We start from the raw sequence: 24,722 nt of genomic DNA on the forward strand, positions 1-24,722 counted from the left end.
GTGTCGATAGGTTAGGCCAATGAGCGAGGAAGCGACCACCGTGCCGCACATCGACCTCGCGCTCGTCGACGACTGCCTCGAGCGCTTCTTCGCCGTGTCGTCGGCACGCGCCGAGCGCTACGGCCGACCGTCGGAAGAACTGTGGCGCGTGCTCCGCAAGGCGAGCATGGGCGGCAAGCGCTTCCGGCCCCGCATGGTCATGACCGCGTACGCCGGCATGGGCGGCACCGACGCGCACGCAGCCGCCAACGTCGCCGCGGCCTACGAACTCCTGCACACCGCACTCGTGGTGCACGACGACGTCATCGACCGTGACTGGTCGCGCCGTGGGCAGCCGAACGTCGCCGGGTCCTTCCGTGACAACGGGACGACGGGCGGCCTGCCGTTGCCGACGGCCGAGCACCGGGGGATGAGTGCCGCGGTCATCGCCGGTGACCTGGCGCTCGCCGGTGCGCCCCGCTTCATCGAGGCTGCGGGCGTCGACGGCACCCGCCGCGAGCGGCTGCTCGAACTGCTCGACGAGGCGGTGTTCGCCAGCGCCGCCGGCGAGATGACCGACGTCGACCTGGCACTCGGCGTGATGCCGACGGTGGACGAGGTCCTGGCCATGGAGCGGGCGAAGACGAGCGTGTACTCGTTCGAGGCGCCCCTGCAGTCCGGCGCCGTGCTGGCCGGCGCCGACGAGGAGATCGTCACCGCCCTCGGGGCCTTCGGTCGCGAGATCGGCATCGCGTACCAGATCGTCGACGACCTGCTGGGGGTCTTCGGCGACGAGACCATGACCGGCAAGACCGTGCTGGGCGACCTGCGCGAGGGCAAGCGCACCATGCTGATCGCGTACGCGGCGACCACCGACTGCTGGCCCGACCTCGAGCCGTACCTCGGCGACCCGGACCTGACCGAGGCCCGCGCGGACGAGGTCCGTGCGACCCTGGTCTCCTGCGGTGCGCGCGGCGCCGCGGAAGCACGTGTCGCCGACCACACCGCACTCGCCCGGGCCGAGCTCGCCCGGCTGCCGTACGACCTCGCCGACCGCCTGGAGGCCCTCGTGACCGAACTCGTGGAGCGCGCCCGGTGACCCACAGCACCACCACGGCGACCGGATCCCGTCCGGCTCGCCTCCAGCTCTACGACGCCACGGCCGAGGCCGCGTCGGGTGTCGTCATCGACCGGTACTCCACGTCGTTCGGCCTGGCGAGCCGCATGCTCGCCCGCGACACGCGCGAACACATCCGGAACGTCTACGCGCTGGTCCGCGTCGCGGACGAGGTCGTCGACGGGCCCGCGACCGAGGCCGGGCTCGACCGCGAGCTCGCCCGCACGGTGCTCGACGAGCTCGAGGCCGACACCGAACGGGCCATCGCGCTCGGCTTCTCGGTGAACCCGGTCGTCCACGCCTTCGCCCGCACGGCCCGCGCCACCGGCTTCGGCGCCGAGCTCACCGCCCCGTTCTTCGCCTCGATGCGCATGGACCTCGACCGCACCGAGCACGACGACGCCTCGTTCGACGCGTACGTGTACGGCTCCGCCGAGGTCGTCGGCCTGATGTGCCTGCGCGCGTTCGTGTACCGTGCCGGTCGGCCGACGTTCGACCAGGCCGAACTCGTCGCCGGTGCACGTGCGCTCGGCGCCGCGTTCCAGAAGGTGAACTTCCTGCGTGACCTGCACGCCGACTTCGAGGTGCTCGGTCGCTCGTACTTCCCGGGCGTCGACATCCGGTCGTTCGACGAGGCCACGAAGCACCGCCTGGTCGCCGACGTGCAGGCCGACCTCGACCACGCAGCGCGGACGATCCGGCTGCTGCCGGCCGACGCCCGCAACGCGGTCGGACTCGCGCACGCGCTGTTCCAGGAACTCAACGACCGCCTCGCGCGCACGCCGGCGAGCCGTCTCGTCACGACGCGCGTGCGCGTCCCCAACCCGGTGAAGGTGCGCCTCGCGGCGCAGGTCCTCGCCGGACGCGCACCGCTCCGGTCGCGCGTCACCACCCACCGGCCGGGAGGCTCCTCATGACCCCGCCCCGCGCCTCCCGACCGACGACGGTCGCCACCACCACCCGGCGCAAGGTGCCCGCTCGCCGCGCCGTCGTCATCGGCGGCGGCATCAGCGGCCTGGCGGCCGCCGCGCTGCTCGCACGCGACGGCTTCTCGGTGACGGTGCTCGAGCAGCGCACGCAGCTCGGCGGCCGTGCCGGTTCGTGGGAGCAGGACGGGTTCCGGTTCGACACCGGGCCGTCGTGGTACCTCATGCCCGAGGTCTTCGACCACTTCTTCCAGCTGCTCGGGACGTCGGCCGAGGCCGAACTCGACCTGGTGAAGCTCGACCCCGGCTACCGCGTCTACAGCGAGGGCCACGACGAGCCGATCGACCTGCGCGCCGACGCCGAGGCCAACATCGCGCTGTTCGAGTCCATCGAGCCCGGTGCCGGCGAGCGGATGCGGAAGTACCTCGCGTCGGCCGAGGACACCTACACGATGGCCGTGCGCCGGTTCCTCTACACGAGCTTCCAGGACCTCACGAAGCTCGCCGCACCCGACGTCCTGCGTCGTCTGCCCAAGCTCGCGCGCCTGCTGCTCGAGCCGCTCTCCACCTTCGCCGAGACCGCCGTGCGCGACCGTCGCCTGTGGCAGATCCTCGGCTACCCGGCGGTGTTCCTCGGCACGAGCCCGTACGCGGCGCCGAGCATGTACCACCTGATGAGCCACCTCGACCTGGCCGACGGCGTGCTCTACCCGAAGGGCGGCATCACCGAGGTGATCTCCGCCGTCGAGCGGGTCGCCCGTGCCGAGGGCGCGAAGATCATCGCCGGTGCGAAGGTCGAGCGGATCGTCGTCGAGGACGGCGTCGCCACCGGGGTCGTCCACCGCGACCGCGACGGCGTGCAGCACACGGCCCCCGCCGACCTCGTGGTCAGCGCTGCCGACATGCAGCACACCGAGATGCAGCTGCTCGAGCGTGAGCACCGCACCCACGGCGCCGACCACTGGAAGAAGCGCGACCCGGGCCCGAGCGCGGTGCTCGTGTACCTCGGCATCGACGGTCCGACGCCGGGCCTGCTGCACCACACCCTGATGTTCACCGCGGACTGGAAGGCGAACTTCGGCGCGATCTTCGGGGACGACCGGCACGTGCCGGACCCCGCCTCGATCTACGTCTGCGCCCCGTCCGAGACCGACCCGAGCGTCTCCCCGCCCGGTACCAGCAACCTGTTCATCCTGGTGCCGCTGCCCGCCGACCTGTCGATCGGCAAGGGCGGCATCGACGGTGCCGGTGACTACCAGGTCGAGCAGATCGCCGACCGTGCCATCGACGTGCTGGCCGAGCGCGCCGGGGTGCCGGACCTGCGCGACCGCATCCGGGTCCGACGGACGATCGGACCGCGCGACTTCGCCGACGACCTGAACGCCTGGAACGGCTCGATGCTCGGCCCGGCGCACACCCTGAAGCAGAGCGCGTTCTTCCGCGAGAAGAACGCGTCGAAGAAGGTCGAGGGGCTGTACTACGTCGGTGCCTCGACGATCCCGGGCATCGGTCTGCCGATGTGCCTGATCAGCGCCGAGGTCCTGCTCAAGCGCATCCACGGCGACCGGAGCACCGAGCCGCTGCCGACGCCCCTCGGGGCCCCGCGGGACCGGACCGAGACCGCCTGATGCCCGGGGTCTACCTCGCCGGCCTGGTGGTGTCCCTGGTCGGCATGACCGTGCTGGACGCCCGCTTCCGGTTGTTCTTCTGGCGGGCACCGTGGCGGGCGGCGGCCGTGATGGTCGTCGGCGTCGCGTTCTTCATGGTGTGGGACGTCGCCGGTGTCGCTGCCGGCATCTTCTTCATCGGGCCGCAGAACCTGCTCACCGGGGTGCTCCTGGCGCCCGAGGTCCCGCTCGAGGAGCTCTTCTTCCTGCTGCTGCTCTGCTACTCGACGATGGACCTGGTCGGCTTCGTCCGGCCCCTGGTGCAGCGCGCGACCGATCGGCGGCGCGCGTGAACGGCACCGGGGCGTACGCGCTCCTGGCCCTGCCGTTCTTCGGCGTCACGGCCGTCGTGGCCGTGGTCGCCGGTGTCGTCGCCGCACGCCGTGCCCGTGCGGCGGGTCGACGGCCCGCGGTCGGGCGCCGGGTCGCGGTGCTCACGTCCGTGATCGCCGGCGTCGCGCTGCTGGTGATGACGATGGTGTTCGACAACGTCATCGTCACGCTGCGGATCGTCGCCTACGACCCCTCGCTCATCAGCGGTGCGAAGATCGGTGCGATCCCGGTCGAGGACCTCGCCTACGCGATGTCCGCCATCGTGCTGCTGCCCAGCCTGTGGGTCCTGTTCGACCGGACCGGCGCACGCGACCGGACCGGCGCGCGCCCCGCGCCCGACCCGACCCCAGCACCAGCGGAGCCAGCACCAGCAGAGGACATGAAGTGAACGCCAGCACCGCCTCCAGGCCGTCGACCCTGCGCGCCCTGTTCGTGTCGTCGCGCCCGATCAGCTGGGTGAACACCGCCTACCCGTTCGGCGCCGCGTACCTGCTCGGCAGCGGGGTCGGTGTCGAGGGCGGCGGCGGATTCTCGCTCGTCGCGTTCCTGGTCGGCGTCGTGTACTTCCTGGTGCCCTACAACCTGGCGATGTACGGCATCAACGACGTCTTCGACTACGAGTCCGACCTGCGCAACCCGCGCAAGGGCGGCGTCGAGGGTGCCCTGCTCGACAAGAGCGTCCACCGCACCACGCTGTGGGCCGTCGTCGTCACGAACGTCCCCTTCCTCGTCGCGCTCGTGGTGCTCGGCGCGGTCAGCGGCAACGGGCCGTGGTCGTGGCTCGTCCTGGCGATCAGCGTGTTCGCGGTCATCGCGTACTCGGCACCGGGGCTGCGGTTCAAGGAGAAGCCGTTCCTCGACTCGCTCACGTCGAGCACGCACTTCGTCTCGCCCGCGATCTACGGCCTCGCCCTGGCGGGCCCGCACTGGACCGGTGAGCTCGTCGCCGTGTGCATCGCGTTCTTCCTGTGGGGCGTGGCCTCGCACGCGTTCGGTGCCGTGCAGGACGTCCTGGCCGACCGCGCCGGCGGCATCGGCTCCGTCGCGACCGTGATCGGCGCCCGGGCCACCGTCCGCCTGGCCTTCGTCGCCTACCTGGTCGCCGGCGTCGCGCTGCTGTTCTCGGCGTTCCCCGGGCCGATCGCCGCGATCGTGGTCATCCCGTACGCGCTCAACGTGCTGCCGTGGTGGAACATCACCGACCAGGGCGCCGAGGCCGCGAACGCCGGGTGGAAGCGCTTCCTCTGGATCAACTACCTGGCGGGCTTCATCGTGACGATGGCACTCATCGCGTACGCCTTCACGCACTGACAGACTGGACGCACGCACCGCGGCGTCCGTGGTGCGTCACCAGTCACGACGGCAGTCACGAAGGAGTGCGCGCATGAGCGTCCGGATCATCCACGTCGGTCTCGGAGGGTGGGGCGGCAACTGGGCCCGCACCGCCATCCCAGAGGTGTCGGAAGTGCAGGTGGTCGGGATCGTCGACCCGTCGGCGCCGACGCTCGAGGCCGTGCGGACCGACCTCGGGCTCCCGGCCTCGGCGGCGTTCGGGTCCCTGACCGAGGCGCTCGCCGCGGTCGAGGCCGACGCCGTCGTCATCACCGCCCCGGCCGTGACGCACGTGCCGCTCGCGCTCGAGGCCCTCGACGCCGGCAAGCACGTCCTGGTCGAGAAGCCGTTCGCCAACACCACCGACGAGGCCGTCACCGCGGTCCGTCGCGCCGAGGAGGCCGGCCTGGTGCTGCAGGTCAGCCAGAACTACCGCTGGTACCCGGCGCCGCGGGTCGTGCAGGAGATGCTCGAGGCGGACGTGGTCGGCGAGGTCTCCGCGATCAACGTCGACTTCCGGCAGTGGGACAACGACCAGCCCGCCGAGACGTACCCGCACTACCGGTTCCCGCACGCGATGATCAACGACATGGCGATCCACCACTTCGACCTGCTCCGGATGATCACCGGGCAAGAGGCCGTCCGGGTCTTCGCCAAGGCCAGCTACCCCGCCTACAGCAAGTACCAGGACGAAGCGGTCGCCTCGATGATCATCGAGCTCGACGGCGGCACGGTCGTCAACTACCGCGGCAGCTGGCTGAGCCGCGGCCCGCGCACCGCCTGGGCCGGGGAGTGGAGCATCGAGGGCGAGGACGGCGAGCTCTGGTTCACGAGCCGCGACGGTGAGCCGAACGCGGTCGACGGCGACCGGGTCACCGTCCGCCGCACGCAGGACGACGTCGCCGAGCCGGTCGAGCTCCCCGTGCTCGCGCACACCGACCGCCAGGGCGGGCTGCAGGCGTTCGCCCGCTCCGTGCAGGGCGGCCCAGCCCCGGAGACGAGCGGGCGCGACAACCTGCGGAGCCTCGCGCTGATGGAGGCCGCCGGCCGCTCCGCGGCGTCCGGTCTACCCGAGGACGTCGTCGTCCCGTCCTGACCGCAACCACCCACGGCCTGGAGGCGCGGGGCGGGCCCGCACCGCGCCTCCAGGCCGGCTCTGGTCGCGTCCACCGCGTCAAAGCGACAGTGGGTTGCGGAACGTTCGCGGCATACTGTCGCTTTCGCGAACCAGACCCGGTGCGGTCCGCCTGATCTGTCGCTCGCGCGTCAGGCGGCGCCGGCCACCCGCCGCGCCTGCGCGACGCCCCGCCGCACGCCGAGCGACCAGCCCGGCCCGTGGCCGGGCAGCACGTGCTTCGCCTCGGTGTCCGCGAGCCGGTCGAGCGACGCGACAGCCGTGTCGACGTCGGAGGTCGCCGCGGGTGCGACGATCCGCGGTCCGATCCCGCCCGTGTACGGGTCGAAGGTGACGAGCGCGTCCCCGGCGATCACGGCGTCACGGTCGGCGAAGTGCAGCGCCACGTGGCCGTCGGTGTGCCCCGGGGTCTCGATGATCCACGGGTTTCCCGGCACGTCGGCGCGGCTCTCCAGCGGTTCGGTGTCCGCGATGCCGTCGACCGTGACCGCACCGGCCAGCAGCATCCGGCCCAGGGGGCGCAGACCACCCGGGTGGAGCGCCACGAACCCGAAGCGGTTCGTCTGCGGTCGGTACGAGTACGGGTGCGCGGCGAGGTGCCGATCGCCCGGGTGGACGAACACGGGCGTGCCCCAGTCGCGGTGCATCCGCGCGGCGGTGCCGACGTGGTCGAAGTGCCCGTGCGTGAGCAGGAGCCCCTCGACCTGGCCGGGCGTGTAGCCCAGGTCGTGCACGGCGAGCTGCAGGTGCGGCCACGCGGCGGGCAACCCCGCGTCGACGACGAGCAACCGATCGCCGGTCTCGACGAGGTACGTGTTGGTGTGTGCGATCTCGAGGCGGTGGATCCCCTCGGCGGCGTCCCGGAAGAGCATGTGCGGGACGGTAGACGCGGCCCGCTGGGCACGATCCCGGGTGGGACGTGTACGAAATGGGGAATGGCCAAGGACAGTCTGCCCGAGCTCGAACTCGCCAACGTGCGCACCCGTGAGGGCATCACGGACACCGTGACGGAGCTGAAGCGACGTGCGGACCTGCCCGCCCGGACGCGGCTCGCCGTCGCGAAGACGAAGCAGCGGTGGCACCGCGACCCCACGCCCCTGGTGGCGATGGGCATCACCGGGCTGACCGGTGTCGCGGCGATCGTCCTCGGCATCGCACTGCGGAACCGCCCCGCCGGGCACCTGGCCCAGCCGCCGGCGAACTCGGCCTTCACCGCGTTGCTGCCGTTCGGCGCGCGTGGCGACGCCCCCTCGGCGAAGGAGCAGGCGCAGGCAGGTCGCAAGGGCCGGAAGGCGCGGGCCAAGGCGGCGGAGGAAGCCCTGGAGCAGGACCCGGCGCACCGCGCCCGCGTGAAGCAGCAGGTCGGCATCGCGGCGGTGCAGCGACGGGCGAACAAGAACCGCAAGCAGGCGGTCAAGCGGTCGAAGCAGGCCCTGAAGGCGAGAGGGTAGTCACATGGCGCACGAAGAGCACAAGCCGGATCCGGACGACGCCCGGAAGCCCGACAACCCCACCGACCTCAAGAAGCCGACGCTCGTCTACACGCTGAAGAAGACGCTGCGCGAGTTCACGAGCGACCAGTGCACCGACCTGGCGGCGAGCCTGACGTACTACTCCGTGCTCGCGCTGTTCCCCGGGCTGCTGGCGGTCGTGTCGATCCTGGGCCTGGTGTCGGACCCGGCGAAGACCATCGAGACCCTGCTCCAGGTGATCCGCAACGTCGGCGGCGGTGACGTCGCGAGCCTGCTGAAGGAGCCGGTGAACGGCCTGGTCCGCTCGCCCGCTGCGCCGGTGACGTTCATCGTCGGTCTGCTCGGCGCCCTCTGGTCGGCCTCCGGGTACGTCGGCGCCTTCGGCCGTGCCATGAACCGGATCTACAACGTCCGCGAGGGCCGCCCGATCTGGAAGCTCCGCCCGACCATGCTCGGCGTGACCGTCACCACCGTCGTCCTGCTCGTGGTCGGTCTGCTGGTCCTGGTGAGCGCGCCGCTCGCCCGCAGCTTCGGCGACGTCATCGGTCTCGGCGACGTGGCCGTCACCGTCCTGTCGATCGTGCAGTGGCCGATCCTGCTCGTCATCGCGATCATCGTCGTCGCGGTGCTCTACTACTGGTCGCCGAACGTCAAGCAGCCGAAGTTCACCTGGGTCAGCGGCGGCTCGATCCTGGCGCTCCTCATCTGGATCATCGCGAGCGTCGGCTTCGGGTTCTACGTCGGGAACTTCTCGAACTACAACGCCACGTACGGCTCCCTCGGTGGGGTCATCGTGTTCCTGCTGTGGATCTGGATCACGAACAACGCCCTGCTCTTCGGTGCCGAGTTCGACGCCGAGATCGAGCGGGGCCGCGAGCTGCAGGCCGGCATCCGCGCGGAGGAGGACATCCAGCTCCCCGAGCGCGACACCCGCCAGATCGAGAAGCAGGACGAGAAGCGGGCGCAGGACGTGCTCGAGGGCATCCGCATCCGCCAGGGCGTCGACAACGACTGACCGCGGCTCGTCCGACCACCGCTGACGGGCGCTCTCCGGGTCGGGACGCTACGGTGCGAGCGTGCCGTCCTTCCTCGAGGGGCTCCCGTTCCGGTGGCTCGTCCTCGCGCTCTTCGTGATCGTGTTCTGCCGCGCGCAGGCCACGTACTGGGTCGCGCGGCTCGCGGTGACGGGTGCGTCCCGATCGCGGTGGGGCGGCAGGCTGCGCTCGCCGGCGGTCCGTCGCGGTTCGGCGCTGCTGGATCGCTGGGGATTGCCGATCGTGACGGTGAGCTTCGTCGTGGTCGGCCTGCAGACGGTGATGAACGCCGCAGCGGGGCTGGCACGGGTCGCCTGGTGGCGGTACACGATCGCGATGGTGCCGGGGTGCGTGGCATGGGCGTTCCTGTACGCGACCGTCGGGCTCGCCGTGTTCTGGGCGGTCGTCGCGGCGCTCGCCGGTTCGCCGTGGGGCATCGCGGCGCTCGTGGGCCTGGCGGTCGTCGCCGGCGTCGCGCTGACGGTCCTGCGTCGTCGCCGTGACCGCACAGGAGGCCCGGCCCGGCTTCCGTAGGCTGGCCTCCGTGACGACAGACCAGCTCCAGAACCGTCCGGTCGCCCTGGTGACCGGAGCCACCCGCGGCATCGGCCGCGCGATCGCCGCCGACCTCGGCCGCACCCACCACGTGCTCGTCGGCGGCCGGTCCGCCGACGCCGTGGACGCCCTCGTCCAGCAGCTGCCGAGCGCGGCGCCGTTCGTCGGCGACCTGGGCGCGGGCGAGGTCCCGGCGCTGCCCGATCGGCTCGACGTCCTCGTGCACTCGGCCGGGGTCGAGCAGGGCACCACCGTCGCCGACACCCCGCGCGCAGTGTGGGAGCAGGTCTTCGCGACGAACGTGTTCGCGGTCGCCGAGCTCACCCGGCTGGCGCTGCCGGCACTGCGGGCAGCCCGGGGCATCGTCGTACCGATCAACAGCGGCTCCGGGTTCCACTCGGGCCCCGGTGGTGGGGTGTACGCGGCGTCGAAGTTCGCGCTGCGGGCCTTCGCCGACGCCCTGCGCGAAGAGGAGCGGGCGAACGGCGTGCGGGTGTCGAGCGTGCACCCGGGCCGGACCGACTCGGACATGCAGCGGCAGCTCGTGGCGAAGCTCGGGGAGTCCTACGACACCGACTACTACCTGGCACCCGAGGACGTGGCCGCCGCGGTCCGCACCGTCGTCGACCTGCCCGAGCGCGGCACCGTCGAGTCGCTCGCGATCCGGCCGACCCGACGGCGCTGATGTTCGGACGGCGCTGACGCGCTGACGGCGACGACTACCGACTACCGCAGCTCGATCCGTTCGTCGAGCTCGAGCCGTTCCAGGAACGTCTCGTCGTGGCTCACCACGACGAGGGCTCCCCGGTAGGCCCGCAGCGCGTCGACGAGCTGGTCGACGCTCGTCAGGTCGAGGTCGTTCGTCGGCTCGTCGAGCACGAGCAGCTGCGGTGGTGGGTCGGCGAGCACCAGGGCCGCCAGCGCCACCCGGAACCGCTCCCCGCCGGACAGGTCCCCGGCCGGGCGGTCGACGGTGTCCCCGCGCACCAGGAACTTCGCCAGCCGGTTGCGGACCTCGGCGACGGGCACGTGCGGGGCGTCCCGGCGCACGTTGTCGAGCACCGTGGCGGTGTCGTCCAGGCTGTCCTTCCGCTGCGGCAGGTACGCGATCCGGTCGACGTGGGCGACGGCCGCGGTCTCGGGCAGCGGGTGCTCCCGGGTCGCGGGGTCGCCGACGAGCTGCTCGAGCAGGGTGGACTTGCCGACGCCGTTGTCCCCGGTGACGGCGATCCGTTCCGGCCCCTGCACGATGACGTCCCGTCCGCGGACGGTCACGGTGGCGATCCGACGCGATGCCGGCACGTCCGGGTCGGGCAGGGTGACGTGGATCGACTCGTCGTCGCGCAGGCGGAGCTCGGCCTCGCGCTTGGTGGCGAGTGCGGCGGCTTCGTCGTCCGCGTACCCGACGCGCAGTCGACCGGCGGTCTCCTGCGCCTTCTTCCGCTGCTCGTTCGCCAGGATCTTCGGCATCGAGCGGCCCGCCTTCTCACCGGCCTTGGCACGACGCGCGATCTTCGTCTGCGCCTCGATGCGCTGCCGCTTCTCGGTGCGGTGCCGCTGGTCGGCGACGCGGACCTCGCGCTCGACGGCCGCCTGCTGCACGGCCAGGTGCTCCTCGAACGCGCTGAACGTCCCGCCGAACACCGTCATCGACCCGGCGCGGAGCTCCACGGTCTCGTCGACGTGCTCCAGGAGTTCCCGGTCGTGGCTGACGAGCACCAGGGTGCCGCGCCAGTCGTCGACCAGGTCGAGGAGCAGCCCGCGGGCCCGGCGGTCCAGGTTGTTCGTCGGCTCGTCCAGGAACACGATCGGCCGGGCGCGCAACCGCACCCCGGCGACGGCGACGAGCACCGACTGCCCGCCGGACAGCGTCGACACCGGCCGGTCGAGGTCGGTGCCGTCGAGCCCGACCCGGTCGAGCACCGCGGCGGCCCGTTCCTCCAGGTCCCAGTCGTCGCCGACTGCCTCGAGCTGTGTGGACGTGGCGTCGCCGGCCAGGACGGCCCGGAGCGCGGTGAGTGTGGGCCGGATGCCGAGCAGGTCGGCGACGGTGTCGTCCTCGCCTGCGTGGGCCCACGGCGCCGGTTCCTGATCGACGCGCCAGCGGCGATCAGGCCGTGCCGGTGGGGAGAGGCGTTGCGGCAGGTGGTCGACGGGACCCGACGTCGTGATGCTGCCCGACGTGGGGTGGAGCTGGCCGGTCGCGAGCCGGACCAGCGTGGACTTGCCGGCCCCGTTCCTCCCGACCAGGCCGGTCCGGCCACGTCCGAACGCGGCCGTGAGGTGGTCGAGCGCGACGGTGCCGTCGGGCCAGGCGAAGGTGACGTCGTGCAGGACGACGGACGGACTGGTGAGCATGGGGGTGTCTCCCGGTGTCGATGCTGGGCGCACGACACCGAGGCCACCGCGGTGCGGTGGAGCGCCCGACGGGGCGCACGATCACGGTGTCAGCGCGTGGGCTGAGCGGTACCGGTGATCGACAGCAATCCGTCTGCTTCCGTCGGGGGACCCCCGTGTCCGCCATCCGTTCCGCCGGTCGGTCTCCCGCCCCGGCGGCCCCGCGATGACGACGAGGTGACCTCCACGGTAATCCCGTGACACGGGCACCCGCAAGGGATGACAGGCTGGGGGCATGCCGGAGAACCTGTTGCCGACCCCGTCGTCGAACCCCGAGACCCTGCTGCCCGCCGAGCCGGAGGTGACCGCCGCGATCGAGGCGGAGGCCCCCGTCGCCAGCGTGGTGGTGTCCTACCCGTCGTCGAGCCTGGCGTGGGCGCTGCTCGCCGACGAGGCGTGGGCGCGCGGTGCGACCCTCGAGTCCTACGCGTACGCCCGTGTCGGGTACCACCGTGGGCTCGATGCCCTGCGCAAGGCCGGCTGGCGCGGTGTCGGTCCGGTGCCGTGGTCGCACGAGCCCAACCGTGGCGTGCTGCGGGCGCTGTTCGCCCTGCGGCGTGCGGCCGAGGCGATCGAGGAGCCGGGCGAGGCCGAGCGCCTGACCGACTTCCTGAACGCGAGCGACCCCGAGGCCCTGCGCGCTTTGTCCGCCGGCGCGTAGGCGGCGGGAGCGACTCGTCCTGCGCCAGCGACTCGTCGTAGACGCGCGATCAGCCGGACCATTTCTCGGTCGACTGGACCAAAGGGCCACGGCGCGAGCTCCCGTCACCTCGCTCATGGGAGCCAGAGCGCGCCAGGCGAAAGACTTTCCACGGCATCGCGTCCCCTGAGCGCCACATGAGGACGAGCATTGAACCGAGCATCGAGATCTCGAACGTGACCAGTCCGAGAACCATCGAGAAGACGAGGTGCAGCGTCGCGGAGGCACCGAGCGTCAGCAAGCGAGGCGTACGACGTCGGGCGGCGAGCACTGAGACAGCGAGAACGTACTCGGTGACGATGACCCCCCACGTCGTAGCGTGGAGGATGGTTCCATGTGACAGAACCCATTCGAGGAACTCTCGAACCTCGGAGCGGGCACCAAAGTTCGGTTGTTGCACCCAGTACCACAAGGCGCTTCCATCTGCCCATATGGGATGGGCTTGTTTGACGGTGGCGGCTTCGAGGTACACGTAGGCGAGTTGCAGCTTGAGCGCGAGCAACAGGACGTGGGCCGGGATGTTCCGCCGCTGGCGGAGCGCCGTATCGCGCGGACGCCAACCGTTCCACCGTCGATCGGTGCAGCAGACGACCGCCAGCACGACGCTGACAGTGGTCTCGAGGTAGTCGCCTCCCTCGATCCCGACCGTGTTCGATGCAAGGCTGAAAGCGGCGTAGGCGTGCAAAGGAGCCGATACCGCGGGCATGACCCCGAGCAGCGTGGGGATGCACATCGCCACCAGGAGCCAGCGAACCAGTTCGCCGAGGTTATCCGGTGCAAGGCAGAACGCACCTGCCGAAGCGATACCAGTGCAGGACGACGGTGTCGTACCGACCAGTGAAGGATCGTGTAGCAACACTGAAGTCGGATTGAGCAGCAGCACGAGGAAGGTCGACGAGGCCAGCACCGAGCGTGCGAGCGTTAGCTGGAAGCCGTGGGGTGACCGCCCCCACGCAATCATCACTCGATCGCCCCAGCGATCCAAGAGACGACTCAGCCGAGGCATCTGACCTCCAGCGCCAGGACAGCTCCCGGAGCCGCGACCCGGAAACGAGAGAACGCGAACGGAATCGGCGGTTGTCGGGTGAGGATCAGCGTTCCGCATAGAGACTCCGATGAACTGTGAAGCCGCACCACCGGAGCGTTTCGCAGGCCGGTCGTCGTCAAGCACGAGCCAGGGGCACTCAGTGCCCGGCAGTCGGTCCAACGGGTGCCGGCAGGCAGGCTTTCGAGCAGGAACGACAGGTCCTGGTCGAAGTTCCGGGATCGGCGTGAGAAGCCGAACAAGTTCTCCCTCGATGAAGTGACGTTGCCCTCCGCTACCCGCCATTCGTTGCCGTGCCGATGAGCGACTCGGACTATGTCTTCGCGTGCATCGCGGGTGAAGAAGCCCCATCCTTGTCGGAACAGTTGGGCGGCGGGCTGTCCTGAAAGTTGCCGTCCTGTCGGATCGCTCACGGTCTGTGACACCTTGTTGCCGGCGAACGACGCGAGCGTCAGGATCATGGCTCCTGCTACGGCGAGAACGGCGATTCCGAGCGCGGTCTTCGACCGCTGCGCACTCACGTTCTACGCGAAGACCGTCGCCACTCGTGCGGCGACCTCGGACTCGTTCAGGTGGGGGTACTGCTCCACGATTCGGGCGGGATCGGGGGAGGGGAGGTTTCCGTCGACGCGTGGAGTTGACCGTGAACCGAACACCCCGTTGTTCGACCACAAGCCGTTTTGATTGACGACCATGTTGACGTTGCCGGCGACGTTGAAGTTGACCGCGGCGAGAACCGTTCCGACCGCGATCACTGCCACGAGTGCCGCAGCGCACACAGTGGGCCCACACACTCGTGGTTGCATTGCGTCTGATCGCTCTGAGATCACCTCTGGGTACTGCGAACGCAGCGACTTCTCGAAAGCTTCGCGGAGATCACCGAAGGCCGACAGCGTTTTGTAGGGATCTCCGGACTTCACGGCTTCGATGGAGCTGTCGGTTCCGTACGCGCTGTTGTCGACCAGGTCGGTGACGATGTTGTCCATCACCTCGTCGTACTTCTTCAGTCCGGATTCGTCGAGATCCTCGGGAAGTTCGACCCTGGTGTTGATGCGGTCGGCGAATTCACCCTGGCCGAAGACCAAGCCTCGGACGATCTGCTCATCGGAGAACACATCGCGCTGGTCCGCGTGTGCGGCTGTCACGCTCCCCAAGGCGATCACTGCGGTGAGTGTGACTGCGGTGGTGATCAACTTCATGGCTACCCCTTTGTGAGTTGGTGGGTCGTGCTGTTGGTCTTCAGCGGCGGCGAATCAAGTGGTCCGGCTGCGGGTCGTTTCGAAGCGTCAGTTCAGTCGTCATCTCTGTTGGCTTCAACCAGCCGGGCGGCGCGATGGGCGACAACGGCACCGACGATGAGGAAGCAAACTGCGAGCGCCATCCCGATGGGGAGGTACGTGTCAGCAACGCGACTGGGTGCCACGATGTCCAGGACCCCGGAGCCGGCCAACGCTGCAGCACCGGAGTGGAGCCACCTTCGGGCCGCACGGTGGCCGACCTGCCAAGCAGCTTTGGACCGCATCACGGAAGCGATGCGGATTCCAGCGCCACCGTTCGGCCCGACGACGCCGCGCGCAGTCAGCTCGGCGACGACGGTGATCACCGACGCGCTAGCAAAGAGGGCCAAGCCGGAGAGAAGCATATGAGTACTGAAACGTAGAATGTCACCTGTGTCAAGAGCGAATGAACCCTTTCGTGCATGCGGCATTGAGCAGCTGCCTCGCTGTGCTTCGATCGGAGGAGGTTGCGTCAACGGAGCGCTCTTGCAGGAGCGCGGCACACGGGAAGCGCCAACGGCCCCAATAGATTGGTGGGCTATCCGCTGCGCACACAAAACACCGGTGTTCACACTGCACGCCGCGGGATGCGGGTGTGCAACGTGCGAACACCGGTGTTTTGCGAGAGAGCCGACCCCGACTAGCCCAGCAGCACGCTCCAACTGAACGCCTGCGGCCAGAGCTGGTGCTCGGGCAGCACGTCGAGCCCGCACGCCCGGCTGCCGAGCCCGTGCTGCGCGGCGTCGAGGTACAGGTACAGGTGGTCCGACGTCGGCAGCTCGTACGGGTGCTCGGCGCGGTCGATCTGCTGCGCGGTCCACGGCGACAGGGTGAACCCCGCACGGTGCGACCCCACCGTCGTCACGGTGAACGGCCCGACCGACAACGAACGCAGCGATGGCCGGTGCCCGGTCTCCTGCGGCCGCGAGTACTCCACCCCGAGCGAGCGCACGGGCGCGGTGAACCGGCCGACACGGGCAGCGTGCGAGGAATCGGCGTACGACTCCAGCGGTCCGGTCCCGAACCAGGTCGCGTCCCCATCCGCCAGCGACGCCGGCAGGTCGAACCGCACCCCGATCCGCGGCCACGTGACGTCCCAGGCGCCGAACGGCACGGCGTCGGTCTGCAGCACGAGCCCGTCGGACGTCAGGGTCCAGCGGTGCGTGACCTCGAGGCCCCACCCGCTGTTCGCCGCCGCCACGCGGACGCGCTGCTCCAGACCGGAGTCTGTCCGCGACACCGACACCGGCCGGTGCGTCAGCCGGTCCAGCCCTCGGTCGCGCCAGCGCGACGCCGACGGGGGAGCGGTCGGATCGCCGACACCGTGCGTGAGCACCGGGTCCGCGGTCTCGTAGCCGCCCTGTGACGCCAGGCTGTCGTTGTCCGTCGGCGCACGCCAGAGCTCCAGGCGGGGCCCGGCGACCTCGTGCCCCTTCCAGGACACCAGGTCACCGCGGGCGCTGAAGGTGCCGTCACCGAGTCGGTCGCCGTCCCACCCCTGCCGGGAGGCCCGTGGTGCGTCCGCCGCGCGCGCCGCGACGAGCCGCTGGGTGCGGGCGACGACGTGGCCGGTGTCCGCCCACGCGGTCGGCCCCGCCAGTTCCACGGTCAGGTCGAACCAGAGCTCGTCGCCGGGTGCGAGTTCGGACGTGGCCGCGTCGAGCACCTCCGCGGGCACCGGGACCGTCGCCGACTCCCGGGCGGCGACGATGCCCGTGGACAGGCGCCCCGAGGCCTCGACGACGCCGTTCCGCGACAGGGTCCAGCACAGCCGGAGCCCGGCGGTCGAGGCCGAGTGGTACCGGTTCTCGACCAGCACCGTGGTGTCCGAGACTGCGAGCCGGATCGGGGCCACGACGGCGGCGAACTCGGCGAGCCCCGGTGTCGGGGTGTCGTCGGGCAGTACCAGGCCGTCCATCACGAAGTTGCCGTCGTGCACGACCTCGCCGAAGTCCCCGCCGTAGGCGTAGTAGTCATCGCCGGCGGGCGTCTTCGCGAGCAGGCCGTGGTCCCGCCACTCCCACACGAACCCGCCGTGCAGCCGCGGGTACCGGTCGACCAGGGCCTCGTACTCGGCGATCTGCCCGGGGCCGTTGCCCATCGCGTGCACGTACTCGCAGTGGATGAAGGGCTTCGACCGCTGCCGTGCGGCCTCGGCCGGGCCGCAGCCGAGCAGGGGCGTCGGGGTGCCGCCGCCGATCGACTCGGTCTCCTGCAGCGTCGGGTACATCCGCGAGTAGACGTCGGTGTACTCGCCCGTGTAGTCGCCCTCGTAGTGCACGGGGCGCTCGGCGTCGCGGTCGTGCACCCACTGCGACATGGCCGCGAGGTTCTGGCCGGTGCCGGACTCGTTGCCGAGCGACCACATCACGATCGACGCGTGGTTCTTGTCGCGCTCGACGGTGCGGGCGATGCGGTCGAGGTAGGCCTCGGCCCACGCCGGGTCGTCGGAGGGGTTGCCGACCCAGCCGGTGAACAGGAACCCGTGGGTCTCCAGGTCGCACTCCAGGATCACCCAGAACCCGAGCTCGTCGGCCAGGTCGAGCACGCGGGGGTGCGGCGGGTAGTGCGAGGTGCGGATGGCGTTGACGTTGTTCCGCTTCATCAGCGCCATCTCGGCGCGGGCGTGCTCCTCGTCGAACACCCGGCCGCGCACGGGGTGGGTCTCGTGCCGGTTCACGCCGTGGAACACCACGCGCTCGCCGTTCACCAGGAACCGGTCGCCGACGATGGACACGGTGCGGAACCCGAGTCGGAGCGACACCGTCTCACCGCCCGAGGCGCCCGCGCCGGCCGCCGCGGAACCGGTCGACAGCGTCGCGTCGTACAGCTTCGGCAGCTCGGCGCTCCACGGCTCGACGCCCTCGACCTCGATTGGCGCGACGTCGTCCGCCGTGGCCCAGGTGACGTCGACGCCCAGGTCGGGCACCGCGAACCGCACCGGGAACACCGCGTCGAGCGTCGGGAACGTGATCGTGCCGGTCCCCGTCTCCGGCCGTCCCGACGCCGCGGTGCCGGACGAGGCAGCCGTGCCGAGCGTCGCCCGCCAACCGGCGCGCACGAACGCGTCGTCGATCGGCGCCGTGGGCCGGGCGAGCAGGGTGACGTCGCGGAAGATGCCGGGCAGCCACCACTGGTCCTGGTCCTCCAGGTAGGACGCCGCTGACCACTGGTGCACCCGGACCGCGAGCTCGTTCGCCCCCGGGCGCACCAGTTCGGTGACGTCGAACTCGGTCGCCAGGCGCGAGCCCGTCGACCACCCCACGAGCGTCCCGTTCAGCCACACCCGGAAGTGCGACTCGACCCCGTCGAACCGCAGCAGCACCCGGCCGGCACCGTCGAACGACGACGGCAGCTCGAACGTGCGGCGGTGGTCACCGGTCGGGTTCTCCTCCGGCGGGTGCGGCGGGTCGATCGGGAACGGGTACTGCAGGTTCGTGTAGCTCGGAGCGCCGTGCCCGTGCAGCACCCAGTGCGACGGCACCGGGAGCTCACCCCAGGCCGGGTCGTCGTCCTCCCCACCCTCGGTCGCGAAGTCCTCGGAGACCGAGGCGACGGGCGACCACCGGAACCGCCAGTCCCCGTTCAGCGACAGGGATGGGGCGTCGGTGTGCAGCCAGGCACGGGGTGCCAGCCGCGAGTCGGAGCCGGGTGCGGTGGACGAGAGTGCGGAGTGGGTCAACCCTTGACCGATCCTTCCGTGAGGCCTCCACGCCAGAAGCGCTGGAGGACGATGATGGCGATGACGAGCGGGATGACCGAGACGAGCACCCCGCCGGTGGTGAGCTGGTAGAACTCCGGCAGGCGGTCGACCTGCGAGCGCCAGTTGTTCAGACCCAGTGTTATCGGGTACAGCTTCTGGTCTGCCAGCATGATGAGCGGCAGGAAGAAGTTGTTCCAGATCCCGACCACCTGGAACAGGAACACGGTGACGAGCGCCGGGGTCATCTGCCGGAGCACCACGGTGTGGAAGATCCGCAGTTCGCCGGCCCCGTCGATGCGTGCCTGTTCGAGCAGGGTGGTGTCCACCGACGCGGCGGCGTAGACCCGGCACAGGAACAGCCCGAACGGTGACACCAGGCTCGGGATGAGCACGCTCCAGTACGTGTCGGTCAGGCCCATCGACGAGAACAGCAGGAACAGCGGCAGTGCGGTCGCGGTCCCCGGCACGAGCACGCCGCCGAGGATCGTGCCGAACACGAACTGGCGCCCCCGGAAGTCGTACTTCGCCAGCGCGTACCCGCCGGCCGCGGCGAAGTAGGTCGCCAGGACGGCACCGACGCCGGAGTACAGGATGCTGTTCGCGATCCACCGGACGAAGATGCCGCCGTCGTAGGTGAACACCTGCTGCAGGTTGCTCCAGAGCGCGAACTCGCCGCCGAACCAGAACCCGTTGGTCGAGAACAGCGCGCCCGTGGTCTTCGTCGCGGCGATGACGACCCAGTACAGCGGGACGATGAAGTACAGCGCGACGACGACGAGGATCCCCGTGACGACGATCTGCGAGCGCGGCGACCGGTCGAGCTTGCGGCGCTGGTGCGCACTGATCGACGTGGTGTCGACGGGGACGGCGGTCTTCGCCGTGGCCGGCGCTTCGATGGCTTCGCTGGTCATGCGTCGGCCCCCTTCGTTCCGTTCTGCAGACCGGACCTGGCCTGGAGGCCCGGTGCGGCTTGGGAAGTACCGTTGCTGCCCGCCGCAGCGCGCGTCTGGAGCGCGGTGCGGGCCTCCCGGCCGTCGCGCCGTGCGCGCTTGCGGCGGTCGCGTTCGTCCTTGGGTGGTCGGTTCGTCAGCGCGAGGAACGTGAACGACAGGATGAACGCGGCCAGCGCGATGATGACCGCCTGCGCACTCGCGACGCCGTACTCGTTGAACGCGAACGCGTTCGTGTAGGCGGCGTAGTTCGGCGTGTACTCGGTGTCGATCGCCGGGGCGACGGTCGACAGGATCTGCGGCTCCGCGAAGAGCTGCAGGGTGCCGATGATCGAGAACACCGTCGTGAGCACCAGGGCCGGCGCGATGAGCGGGATCTGGATCCGCCACGCGACCTGGAACGCGTTCGCGCCGTCGACCTTGGCGGCCTCGTAGACCTCGCCGGGGATGGACTTCAGCTGCGCCACGATGATGAGCATGTTGTAGCCGGTGTACGTCCACGTGACGATGTTCGCGATCGACCACAGCACGCTGTTCGCGCCGAGGAAGTCCGGCTGCAGCCCCATCGACTGCAGCAGCGACACGATCGGCGACAGGCCGGGCACGTACAGGAACGACCACAGGATCGTGGCGATGACGCCCGGGACGCCGTAGGGCATGAAGTAGATCGCCCGGAAGAAGCCCGGCCAGCGGGCGCTCGCCGACTCGAGCAGCAGCGCGAGGATCGTGCAGGCGATGATCATCACCGGGACCTGGACGATGCCGAAGAGCAGCATGCGGCCGATCGAGGCGACGAATCCGCTGTCCTGCAGGGCGATCGCGTAGTTGTCGAACCCGGCGAACCGGCCGACGACGCCGTCCTCACCGAACAGGCCCTCGCGGTCGACGGTGGTGAACGACTGGAACAGGGCACTGATGATCGGGATGACGAACGTCAGCAGGAACAGGGCCAGGAACGGGGCGAGCAGGATCCACGGGGCACGCTTCTGCGCGCTCGTGGCCTTCGTGCTGGTGCGGAACGCGGGGGTGCCGCCGGCCGGTCGGCCGGTGGACTGCCTGGTGGTGGTCTGCTGGGTCATCGTGCCGTCCTGACGCTGAGGCCCTTGTCCTTGAAGGACTGGACGATCTCCCGCTGTGCGAGCTCCACGGCGTCACTGAGCTTCAGGCCCGACGTGAGCTTGCGGCGGAACTGGTTCTGCAGGCTGGTGAAGGCCGACTGGGTCACCGGGGACCACGACCAGTCGATGTTCTGCTCCTTCGAGGCCGGCACGAAGACGTCCTCGTTGTAGTTCTGGCCGGAGAACCACTTCGACGGCTTCTCGCGCTGCGCCCCGATGTAGTCGACGGCGGGCGACCAGCCGATGCCGCAGTGCTTGATCATCGCGTCGATGCCCTCCTTCGAGGTGGTCATCCACGTGATGAACTCGAGCGCCTCCTTCGGGTGCTTCGCGTTCGCCAGCACCGCGGCCGTCGAACCGCCGATGGCGCTCGAGCCGAAGCCGTCGGCGCCCCACTTCTGCATCGGGGCGACCTTCCACTTGCCCTCGCCGCCCTGCACCGACTCGATCAGTGCGTCACCCCAGCTCGCGCTCGTGACCGCAGCGATCTTGCCGCTCGCGGCCGCGGCGTACCACCCGGGGGAGTACGCGCCGGCACTCGTGTCGACCAGCTTGTCGTCGATGACCCCGTCGAAGAAGTCCGCGACCATCAGGGTCTTGTCGTCGGTCATGTCGACGACCCACTCGTCGCCGTCGACCTTGAACCAGCGCGCGCCGGCCTGCTGTGCGTACGCGGCGAACGGTGACGCGTCGGCGACCGGGAACACCTCGAGGTAGTTCTGCTTCCCGGTGCTCCGGACCTTGTCGGCCAGGTCACGCCACTCGTCCCACGTCGTCGGGGGTTCACCGCCGGCCTGCTCGAGGATCGCGGTCTGGTAGTAGAACCCCATCGGGCCGGTGTCCTGCGGGATGCCGTAGATGCCGTCGACGAACGACACCTGCGCCCACGCGGCCTCGTCGTACTTCGACTCGAAGTCCTTCGCGCCGTACCGGGCCAGGTCGACCAGGCCGTTCGCGAGCATGAACTCGGGGATCTGCCGGAGCTCGACCTGCCCGATGTCCGGGCCGCCGCCGGCCGCGAGCGCGGAGTACATCTTCTGGTACCCGCCGCTGTTGCCGCCGGGGATCCAGTTCGCCGACACCTGGATGTCCGGATGTGTCCTGTTCCAGACGTCGCAGACCTTCTGCAGGTCCTTGAGCCAGGCCCAGTAGGTGAGCTGGACGGTCTCACCCGAGGCCGCGGCGGGCACGAGGGCCGCCTTGTTGACGTTGGTCGAGCCCGGGACCGCACAGCCGGCGAGGAGTCCCGCCGCCGCGGTGCCGAGGCCGAAGCCCAACAGGTGTCGTCTCGTGATGGGTCGTGGTCGTGGCGCCATTGCCGCACTCCGTTCGTCGTTGATCGGGGTTGTCGACACCCAATCACAGAACCGAACGCCGTTGTGGTTTCGTGACCGTACCGACACTGCGCGTTCCCGGCGCACCTTGGAACGGCCCCAGGCCCGGGCGCGGACGGTGGGGTCACAGAGCAGACACCGACGCCCCGGACGGCGAAGGCCGCCGGTGGCACGACCGGGAGGACAAGCGATGACCGAACGCGGGAACACCACCCATCGCCCCGAACTCGACGAGCAGCTCGCGCACGAGGCGCAGAGCATCGTCCAGGGGCACGGCAGCAACGCCCACGTCGAGGAGTTCCGGCAGTCCGAGCCGGTCCCCGACGACACCGACAGCCCGGAGACCCTCGCCGCGTCGGGCTACGACGGCGAGCTCGAGGGCGAGCTGCAGGACGACACCACCGACGTGCTCCCCGAGGACGACGCCGACCGTGCCGACCCGTTGCCCACCGGCGACGGCGACGGAGCCGACGCGACCGTGTACCGCACCGAGACCGGGGAGGGCAGCACCGATGGCTCTGACGCAGAATGACGCCCCGCACCTGCAGTCCGGGATCGCCGAACGCCTGAAGCGCGGGGGCACGTGGACGTGGGCCTACGTCGACGCGTCCGGTGACCGTGAGGACCCGCAGCACCTCGCCGCCCTGCAGCGCCGGAAGGCCGAGGACGTGCTGCGGTCGGCCGGGGCGGACGCCGAGGTCATCGACACGGTGATGGCCGAGCTCGAGGAGACGCCCGGGGTGCCGGCACCCGTCAGCCGGTACGTGCTCGTGCACGACGGCGAACTCGTGCTCAGCGAGGTCCTGCCCGGGGCGATGCACGCCCCGACGTCGATCGGCCACGACCCCGTGCCCGACCTGCTGCCGCTCCTGGCGCACCGGCCGCTCGACCTGCCGTTCCTGATCGTCGAGGTCGGTCGCGAAGGTGGTGGCTACCGCGCCTACCGCCTGGGCCACGCGGACGTGCCGGACCGTCGCGACGAGCAGCGCGTGCAGGGCCGCACCGACACGCTCCACAAGTTCCAGGGCGGCGGCTGGTCGCACCTGCGGTGGCAGCACCACACCGAGGAGATCTGGCGCGACAACCAGAACGAGGTCGCCACGTCCGTCGACGAGGCCTTCCGGCGGCTGCAGCCGAAGCTCATCGTGGTCGCGGGGGACATCCGCGCACGGGGGCTCCTGCTCGACCAGTTGTCCACCGAGGCGCGCGCCGTCGTCTCCGAGGTCCCGGTCGACACCCGGGCTTCGGATGCGTCGGAGACCGCGCTCGTCGAGCACGTCGACATCGCGCTCGCCCGGGTCATCGCGACCCGCCGGCACGACTTCGAGGACCTGCTCCGCACCCACGTCGGCCGCGGGGACAACCAGACGGTCGCCGGCCTCGGGTCCGTCGTCGAGGCGCTGCAGCAGGCGCAGGCCTCGGTCGTCGCGATCGACGCCGCCGCGATCGGCGACCGCACCCTGCTCGCGCTGGGAGCGGTGCCGTGGATCGCCACGGCACCCGAGCAGGCGGCGGGCGCACCGGTCATCGGACCGGTCCCGGCCGTGTGCGCGATCGTGCGGGCGGTCGCCCTCACCGACGCGGAGCTGCTGCTCGTGAACGCCGCGTCGCTCCCGAACGGCGCGCCCGCCGCGGCGTTGCTGCGGTGGCCGGTGGGACCGGCGGTGCCGGCCGCCTGAGCGGTGACCGGACGACGGACGGGAGGCCCGGTGCCGGCTGGTACCGGGCCTCCCGTCCGTCACGGTGCGATCCTGCGGGCCGCCACGACGGCCGCGTATAGCGTCCCGGCCATGACCGACGACCGCCGACGTGAGCTCGGCACCAGCGACGCACCCGTGGAGGACGAACTCGCGGAGTCCTTCGACGCGACCATCGAGGAGGGCGCGGAGCGGCTGCAACGGACGACCCGGGCCGTCCTCGTCACGGGGTTCTTCGGTGGCCTCGAGGTCGGTCTCGGGGTGATGGCGTACCTCGCGGTGCTCACCGAGACCGACAGCCACCTGCTCGCCGGGCTGGCCTTCGGCATCGGCTTCATCGCACTGCACCTGGCGCACAGCGAACTCTTCACCGAGAACTTCCTGATGCCGGTCGCGGCCGTGGTCGCCCGCGAGGGGACCGTGCTGCAGCTCGTTCGGCTGTGGGGCGGCACACTCGCGGCGAACCTGGCCGGGGGATGGGTGTTCATGTGGCTCGTCGTCCAGGCGTTCCCGCAGTGGCACGCAACGCTCTCGGAGTCGGCGCACCACTACGTCGACGCGCCGTTCGGACTGCAGAGCATCGTGCTGGCGGTCCTGGGCGGCAGCACCATCACCCTGATGACGCGGATGCAGCAGGGCACCGACTCGGACCCCGCGAAGCTCGTCGCCGCCGTCGCCGGAGGCTTCCTGCTCGCCGGGCTGCAGCTCTTCCACTCGATCCTCGACTCGCTGCTCGTCTTCGGGGCGATTCAGTCGGGCGCGGACATCACCTACGGGCAGTGGCTCGGCTGGTTCGGGTACACGCTGCTGTTCAACGTCCTCGGTGGGCTGGTGCTCGTGACGGCGCTGCGCCTGCTCCGGACGAAGGAGCTCATGCAGGACCGCCGCCGGGACTCCCAGGACGACCCCGAGCGCGCCGACCACGAACAGGGGTGACGGGCGCGACGGGCG

Annotated in this window: 25 protein-coding genes; 15 read left to right on the forward strand and 10 right to left on the reverse strand. The window is 70.5% G+C overall.

Features of this window, described 5'->3' with window-relative positions:
• Nucleotides 1–19 precede the first annotated feature (19 nt).
• The 7 genes from DEJ06_RS11710 to DEJ06_RS11740 all read left to right on the forward strand — a co-directional run bounded on the left by DEJ06_RS11710 (nt 20) and on the right by DEJ06_RS11740 (nt 6,450).
• Nucleotides 20–1,078 carry a polyprenyl synthetase family protein gene (locus DEJ06_RS11710; RefSeq protein WP_163343195.1) on the forward strand — a complete coding sequence of 353 codons (1,059 nt, stop codon included), beginning with the start codon at nt 20–22 and terminating at the stop codon, nt 1,076–1,078.
• Nucleotides 1,075–2,013 (forward strand): squalene/phytoene synthase family protein, encoded by a 939-nt coding sequence (locus DEJ06_RS11715; protein WP_111039393.1) that lies wholly within the window; start codon nt 1,075–1,077, stop codon nt 2,011–2,013. The genes DEJ06_RS11710 and DEJ06_RS11715 overlap by 4 nt, the downstream gene beginning before the upstream one ends.
• Nucleotides 2,010–3,650 (forward strand): phytoene desaturase family protein, encoded by a 1,641-nt coding sequence (gene crtI, locus DEJ06_RS11720; RefSeq protein ID WP_111022696.1) that lies wholly within the window; start codon nt 2,010–2,012, stop codon nt 3,648–3,650. Before DEJ06_RS11715 ends, crtI begins: the two co-directional genes overlap by 4 nt.
• Complete coding sequence (locus tag DEJ06_RS11725) at nt 3,650–3,982, forward strand: lycopene cyclase domain-containing protein (protein WP_027464925.1); 333 nt, start codon at nt 3,650–3,652, stop codon at nt 3,980–3,982. The genes crtI and DEJ06_RS11725 overlap by 1 nt, the downstream gene beginning before the upstream one ends.
• Nucleotides 3,979–4,410, forward strand: a complete 432-nt coding sequence (locus DEJ06_RS11730; RefSeq protein WP_181436760.1) for a lycopene cyclase domain-containing protein — start codon at nt 3,979–3,981, stop codon at nt 4,408–4,410. Before DEJ06_RS11725 ends, DEJ06_RS11730 begins: the two co-directional genes overlap by 4 nt.
• On the forward strand, nt 4,407–5,333 hold the full coding sequence (locus DEJ06_RS11735) for a prenyltransferase (RefSeq protein WP_071404934.1): 927 nt from the start codon (nt 4,407–4,409) through the stop codon (nt 5,331–5,333). Before DEJ06_RS11730 ends, DEJ06_RS11735 begins: the two co-directional genes overlap by 4 nt.
• A 73-nt stretch (nt 5,334–5,406) precedes the next feature.
• Nucleotides 5,407–6,450 carry a Gfo/Idh/MocA family protein gene (locus DEJ06_RS11740; RefSeq protein WP_111039395.1) on the forward strand — a complete coding sequence of 348 codons (1,044 nt, stop codon included), beginning with the start codon at nt 5,407–5,409 and terminating at the stop codon, nt 6,448–6,450.
• A 170-nt stretch (nt 6,451–6,620) separates the two neighbouring features.
• Here DEJ06_RS11740 and DEJ06_RS11745 read toward each other — a convergent pair whose 3' ends face one another.
• Complete coding sequence (locus tag DEJ06_RS11745; protein WP_111039396.1) at nt 6,621–7,361, reverse strand: MBL fold metallo-hydrolase; 741 nt, start codon at nt 7,359–7,361, stop codon at nt 6,621–6,623.
• Nucleotides 7,362–7,424: 63 nt separating this feature from the next.
• On the opposite strand from DEJ06_RS11745, the gene DEJ06_RS11750 reads away from it, so the two are divergent.
• The 4 genes from DEJ06_RS11750 to DEJ06_RS11765 all read left to right on the forward strand — a co-directional run bounded on the left by DEJ06_RS11750 (nt 7,425) and on the right by DEJ06_RS11765 (nt 10,235).
• Nucleotides 7,425–7,940 (forward strand): hypothetical protein, encoded by a 516-nt coding sequence (locus DEJ06_RS11750; protein ID WP_111039397.1) that lies wholly within the window; start codon nt 7,425–7,427, stop codon nt 7,938–7,940.
• 4 nt (nt 7,941–7,944) lie between these two features.
• Nucleotides 7,945–8,976 (forward strand): YihY/virulence factor BrkB family protein, encoded by a 1,032-nt coding sequence (locus DEJ06_RS11755; RefSeq protein ID WP_111039398.1) that lies wholly within the window; start codon nt 7,945–7,947, stop codon nt 8,974–8,976.
• 61 nt (nt 8,977–9,037) lie between these two features.
• Nucleotides 9,038–9,529 (forward strand): DedA family protein, encoded by a 492-nt coding sequence (locus DEJ06_RS11760; protein ID WP_111039399.1) that lies wholly within the window; start codon nt 9,038–9,040, stop codon nt 9,527–9,529.
• Between the two features lie 10 nt (nt 9,530–9,539).
• Complete coding sequence (locus DEJ06_RS11765) at nt 9,540–10,235, forward strand: SDR family oxidoreductase (RefSeq protein WP_111039400.1); 696 nt, start codon at nt 9,540–9,542, stop codon at nt 10,233–10,235.
• Nucleotides 10,236–10,276: 41 nt separating this feature from the next.
• Here DEJ06_RS11765 and DEJ06_RS11770 read toward each other — a convergent pair whose 3' ends face one another.
• Entirely contained in the window at nt 10,277–11,908 is a 1,632-nt protein-coding gene (locus tag DEJ06_RS11770; protein WP_111039401.1) for an ABC-F family ATP-binding cassette domain-containing protein, read from the reverse strand.
• A 274-nt stretch (nt 11,909–12,182) separates the two neighbouring features.
• Here DEJ06_RS11770 and DEJ06_RS11775 point away from each other — a divergent pair, with 274 nt between their 5' ends.
• The gene (locus DEJ06_RS11775) at nt 12,183–12,608 is read left to right on the forward strand and encodes a DUF3151 domain-containing protein (protein ID WP_111039402.1); all 426 of its coding nucleotides are present in this window, start codon (nt 12,183–12,185) and stop codon (nt 12,606–12,608) included.
• A gap of 49 nt (nt 12,609–12,657) precedes the next feature.
• On the opposite strand, the gene DEJ06_RS11780 is transcribed toward DEJ06_RS11775, so the two are convergent.
• The 8 genes from DEJ06_RS11780 to DEJ06_RS11815 form a co-directional block, all read right to left on the reverse strand.
• A complete protein-coding gene (locus DEJ06_RS11780; protein ID WP_146245841.1) occupies nt 12,658–13,554 on the reverse strand; it encodes a hypothetical protein in 897 nt (298 codons plus the stop codon).
• An 86-nt stretch (nt 13,555–13,640) separates the two neighbouring features.
• Nucleotides 13,641–14,153: an SdpA family antimicrobial peptide system protein gene (locus DEJ06_RS11785; protein WP_111039404.1), complete on the reverse strand. Its 513-nt coding sequence runs from the start codon at nt 14,151–14,153 to the stop codon at nt 13,641–13,643.
• A 63-nt stretch (nt 14,154–14,216) separates the two neighbouring features.
• Nucleotides 14,217–14,891 carry a hypothetical protein gene (locus DEJ06_RS11790; protein WP_111039405.1) on the reverse strand — a complete coding sequence of 225 codons (675 nt, stop codon included), beginning with the start codon at nt 14,889–14,891 and terminating at the stop codon, nt 14,217–14,219.
• Nucleotides 14,892–14,983: 92 nt separating this feature from the next.
• On the reverse strand, nt 14,984–15,295 hold the full coding sequence (locus tag DEJ06_RS11795; RefSeq protein ID WP_181436761.1) for an SdpI family protein: 312 nt from the start codon (nt 15,293–15,295) through the stop codon (nt 14,984–14,986).
• A 314-nt stretch (nt 15,296–15,609) separates the two neighbouring features.
• Complete coding sequence (locus DEJ06_RS11800; protein WP_111039407.1) at nt 15,610–18,651, reverse strand: glycoside hydrolase family 2 TIM barrel-domain containing protein; 3,042 nt, start codon at nt 18,649–18,651, stop codon at nt 15,610–15,612.
• Nucleotides 18,648–19,583, reverse strand: coding sequence for a carbohydrate ABC transporter permease (locus DEJ06_RS11805; protein WP_027464914.1), 936 nt, complete (start codon nt 19,581–19,583; stop codon nt 18,648–18,650). Before DEJ06_RS11805 ends, DEJ06_RS11800 begins: the two co-directional genes overlap by 4 nt.
• Entirely contained in the window at nt 19,580–20,701 is a 1,122-nt protein-coding gene (locus tag DEJ06_RS11810; RefSeq protein ID WP_071404944.1) for a carbohydrate ABC transporter permease, read from the reverse strand. Before DEJ06_RS11810 ends, DEJ06_RS11805 begins: the two co-directional genes overlap by 4 nt.
• Nucleotides 20,698–22,056, reverse strand: coding sequence for an extracellular solute-binding protein (locus DEJ06_RS11815; protein WP_111039408.1), 1,359 nt, complete (start codon nt 22,054–22,056; stop codon nt 20,698–20,700). The genes DEJ06_RS11810 and DEJ06_RS11815 overlap by 4 nt, the downstream gene beginning before the upstream one ends.
• Nucleotides 22,057–22,264: 208 nt before the next feature.
• Between DEJ06_RS11815 and DEJ06_RS11820 the strand changes: the two genes are divergently transcribed.
• From DEJ06_RS11820 to DEJ06_RS11830, 3 genes are all read left to right on the forward strand, one after another.
• Nucleotides 22,265–22,606, forward strand: coding sequence for a hypothetical protein (locus DEJ06_RS11820; protein WP_111029698.1), 342 nt, complete (start codon nt 22,265–22,267; stop codon nt 22,604–22,606).
• Entirely contained in the window at nt 22,587–23,753 is a 1,167-nt protein-coding gene (locus DEJ06_RS11825; protein ID WP_111039409.1) for a Vms1/Ankzf1 family peptidyl-tRNA hydrolase, read from the forward strand. The genes DEJ06_RS11820 and DEJ06_RS11825 overlap by 20 nt, the downstream gene beginning before the upstream one ends.
• 111 nt (nt 23,754–23,864) lie before the next feature.
• A complete protein-coding gene (locus DEJ06_RS11830) occupies nt 23,865–24,707 on the forward strand; it encodes a formate/nitrite transporter family protein (protein ID WP_111039410.1) in 843 nt (280 codons plus the stop codon).
• Nucleotides 24,708–24,722: the final 15 nt, after the last annotated feature.

Source organism: Curtobacterium sp. MCLR17_051 (genome assembly GCF_003234395.1).
Lineage (GTDB): Bacteria > Actinomycetota > Actinomycetes > Actinomycetales > Microbacteriaceae > Curtobacterium > Curtobacterium flaccumfaciens.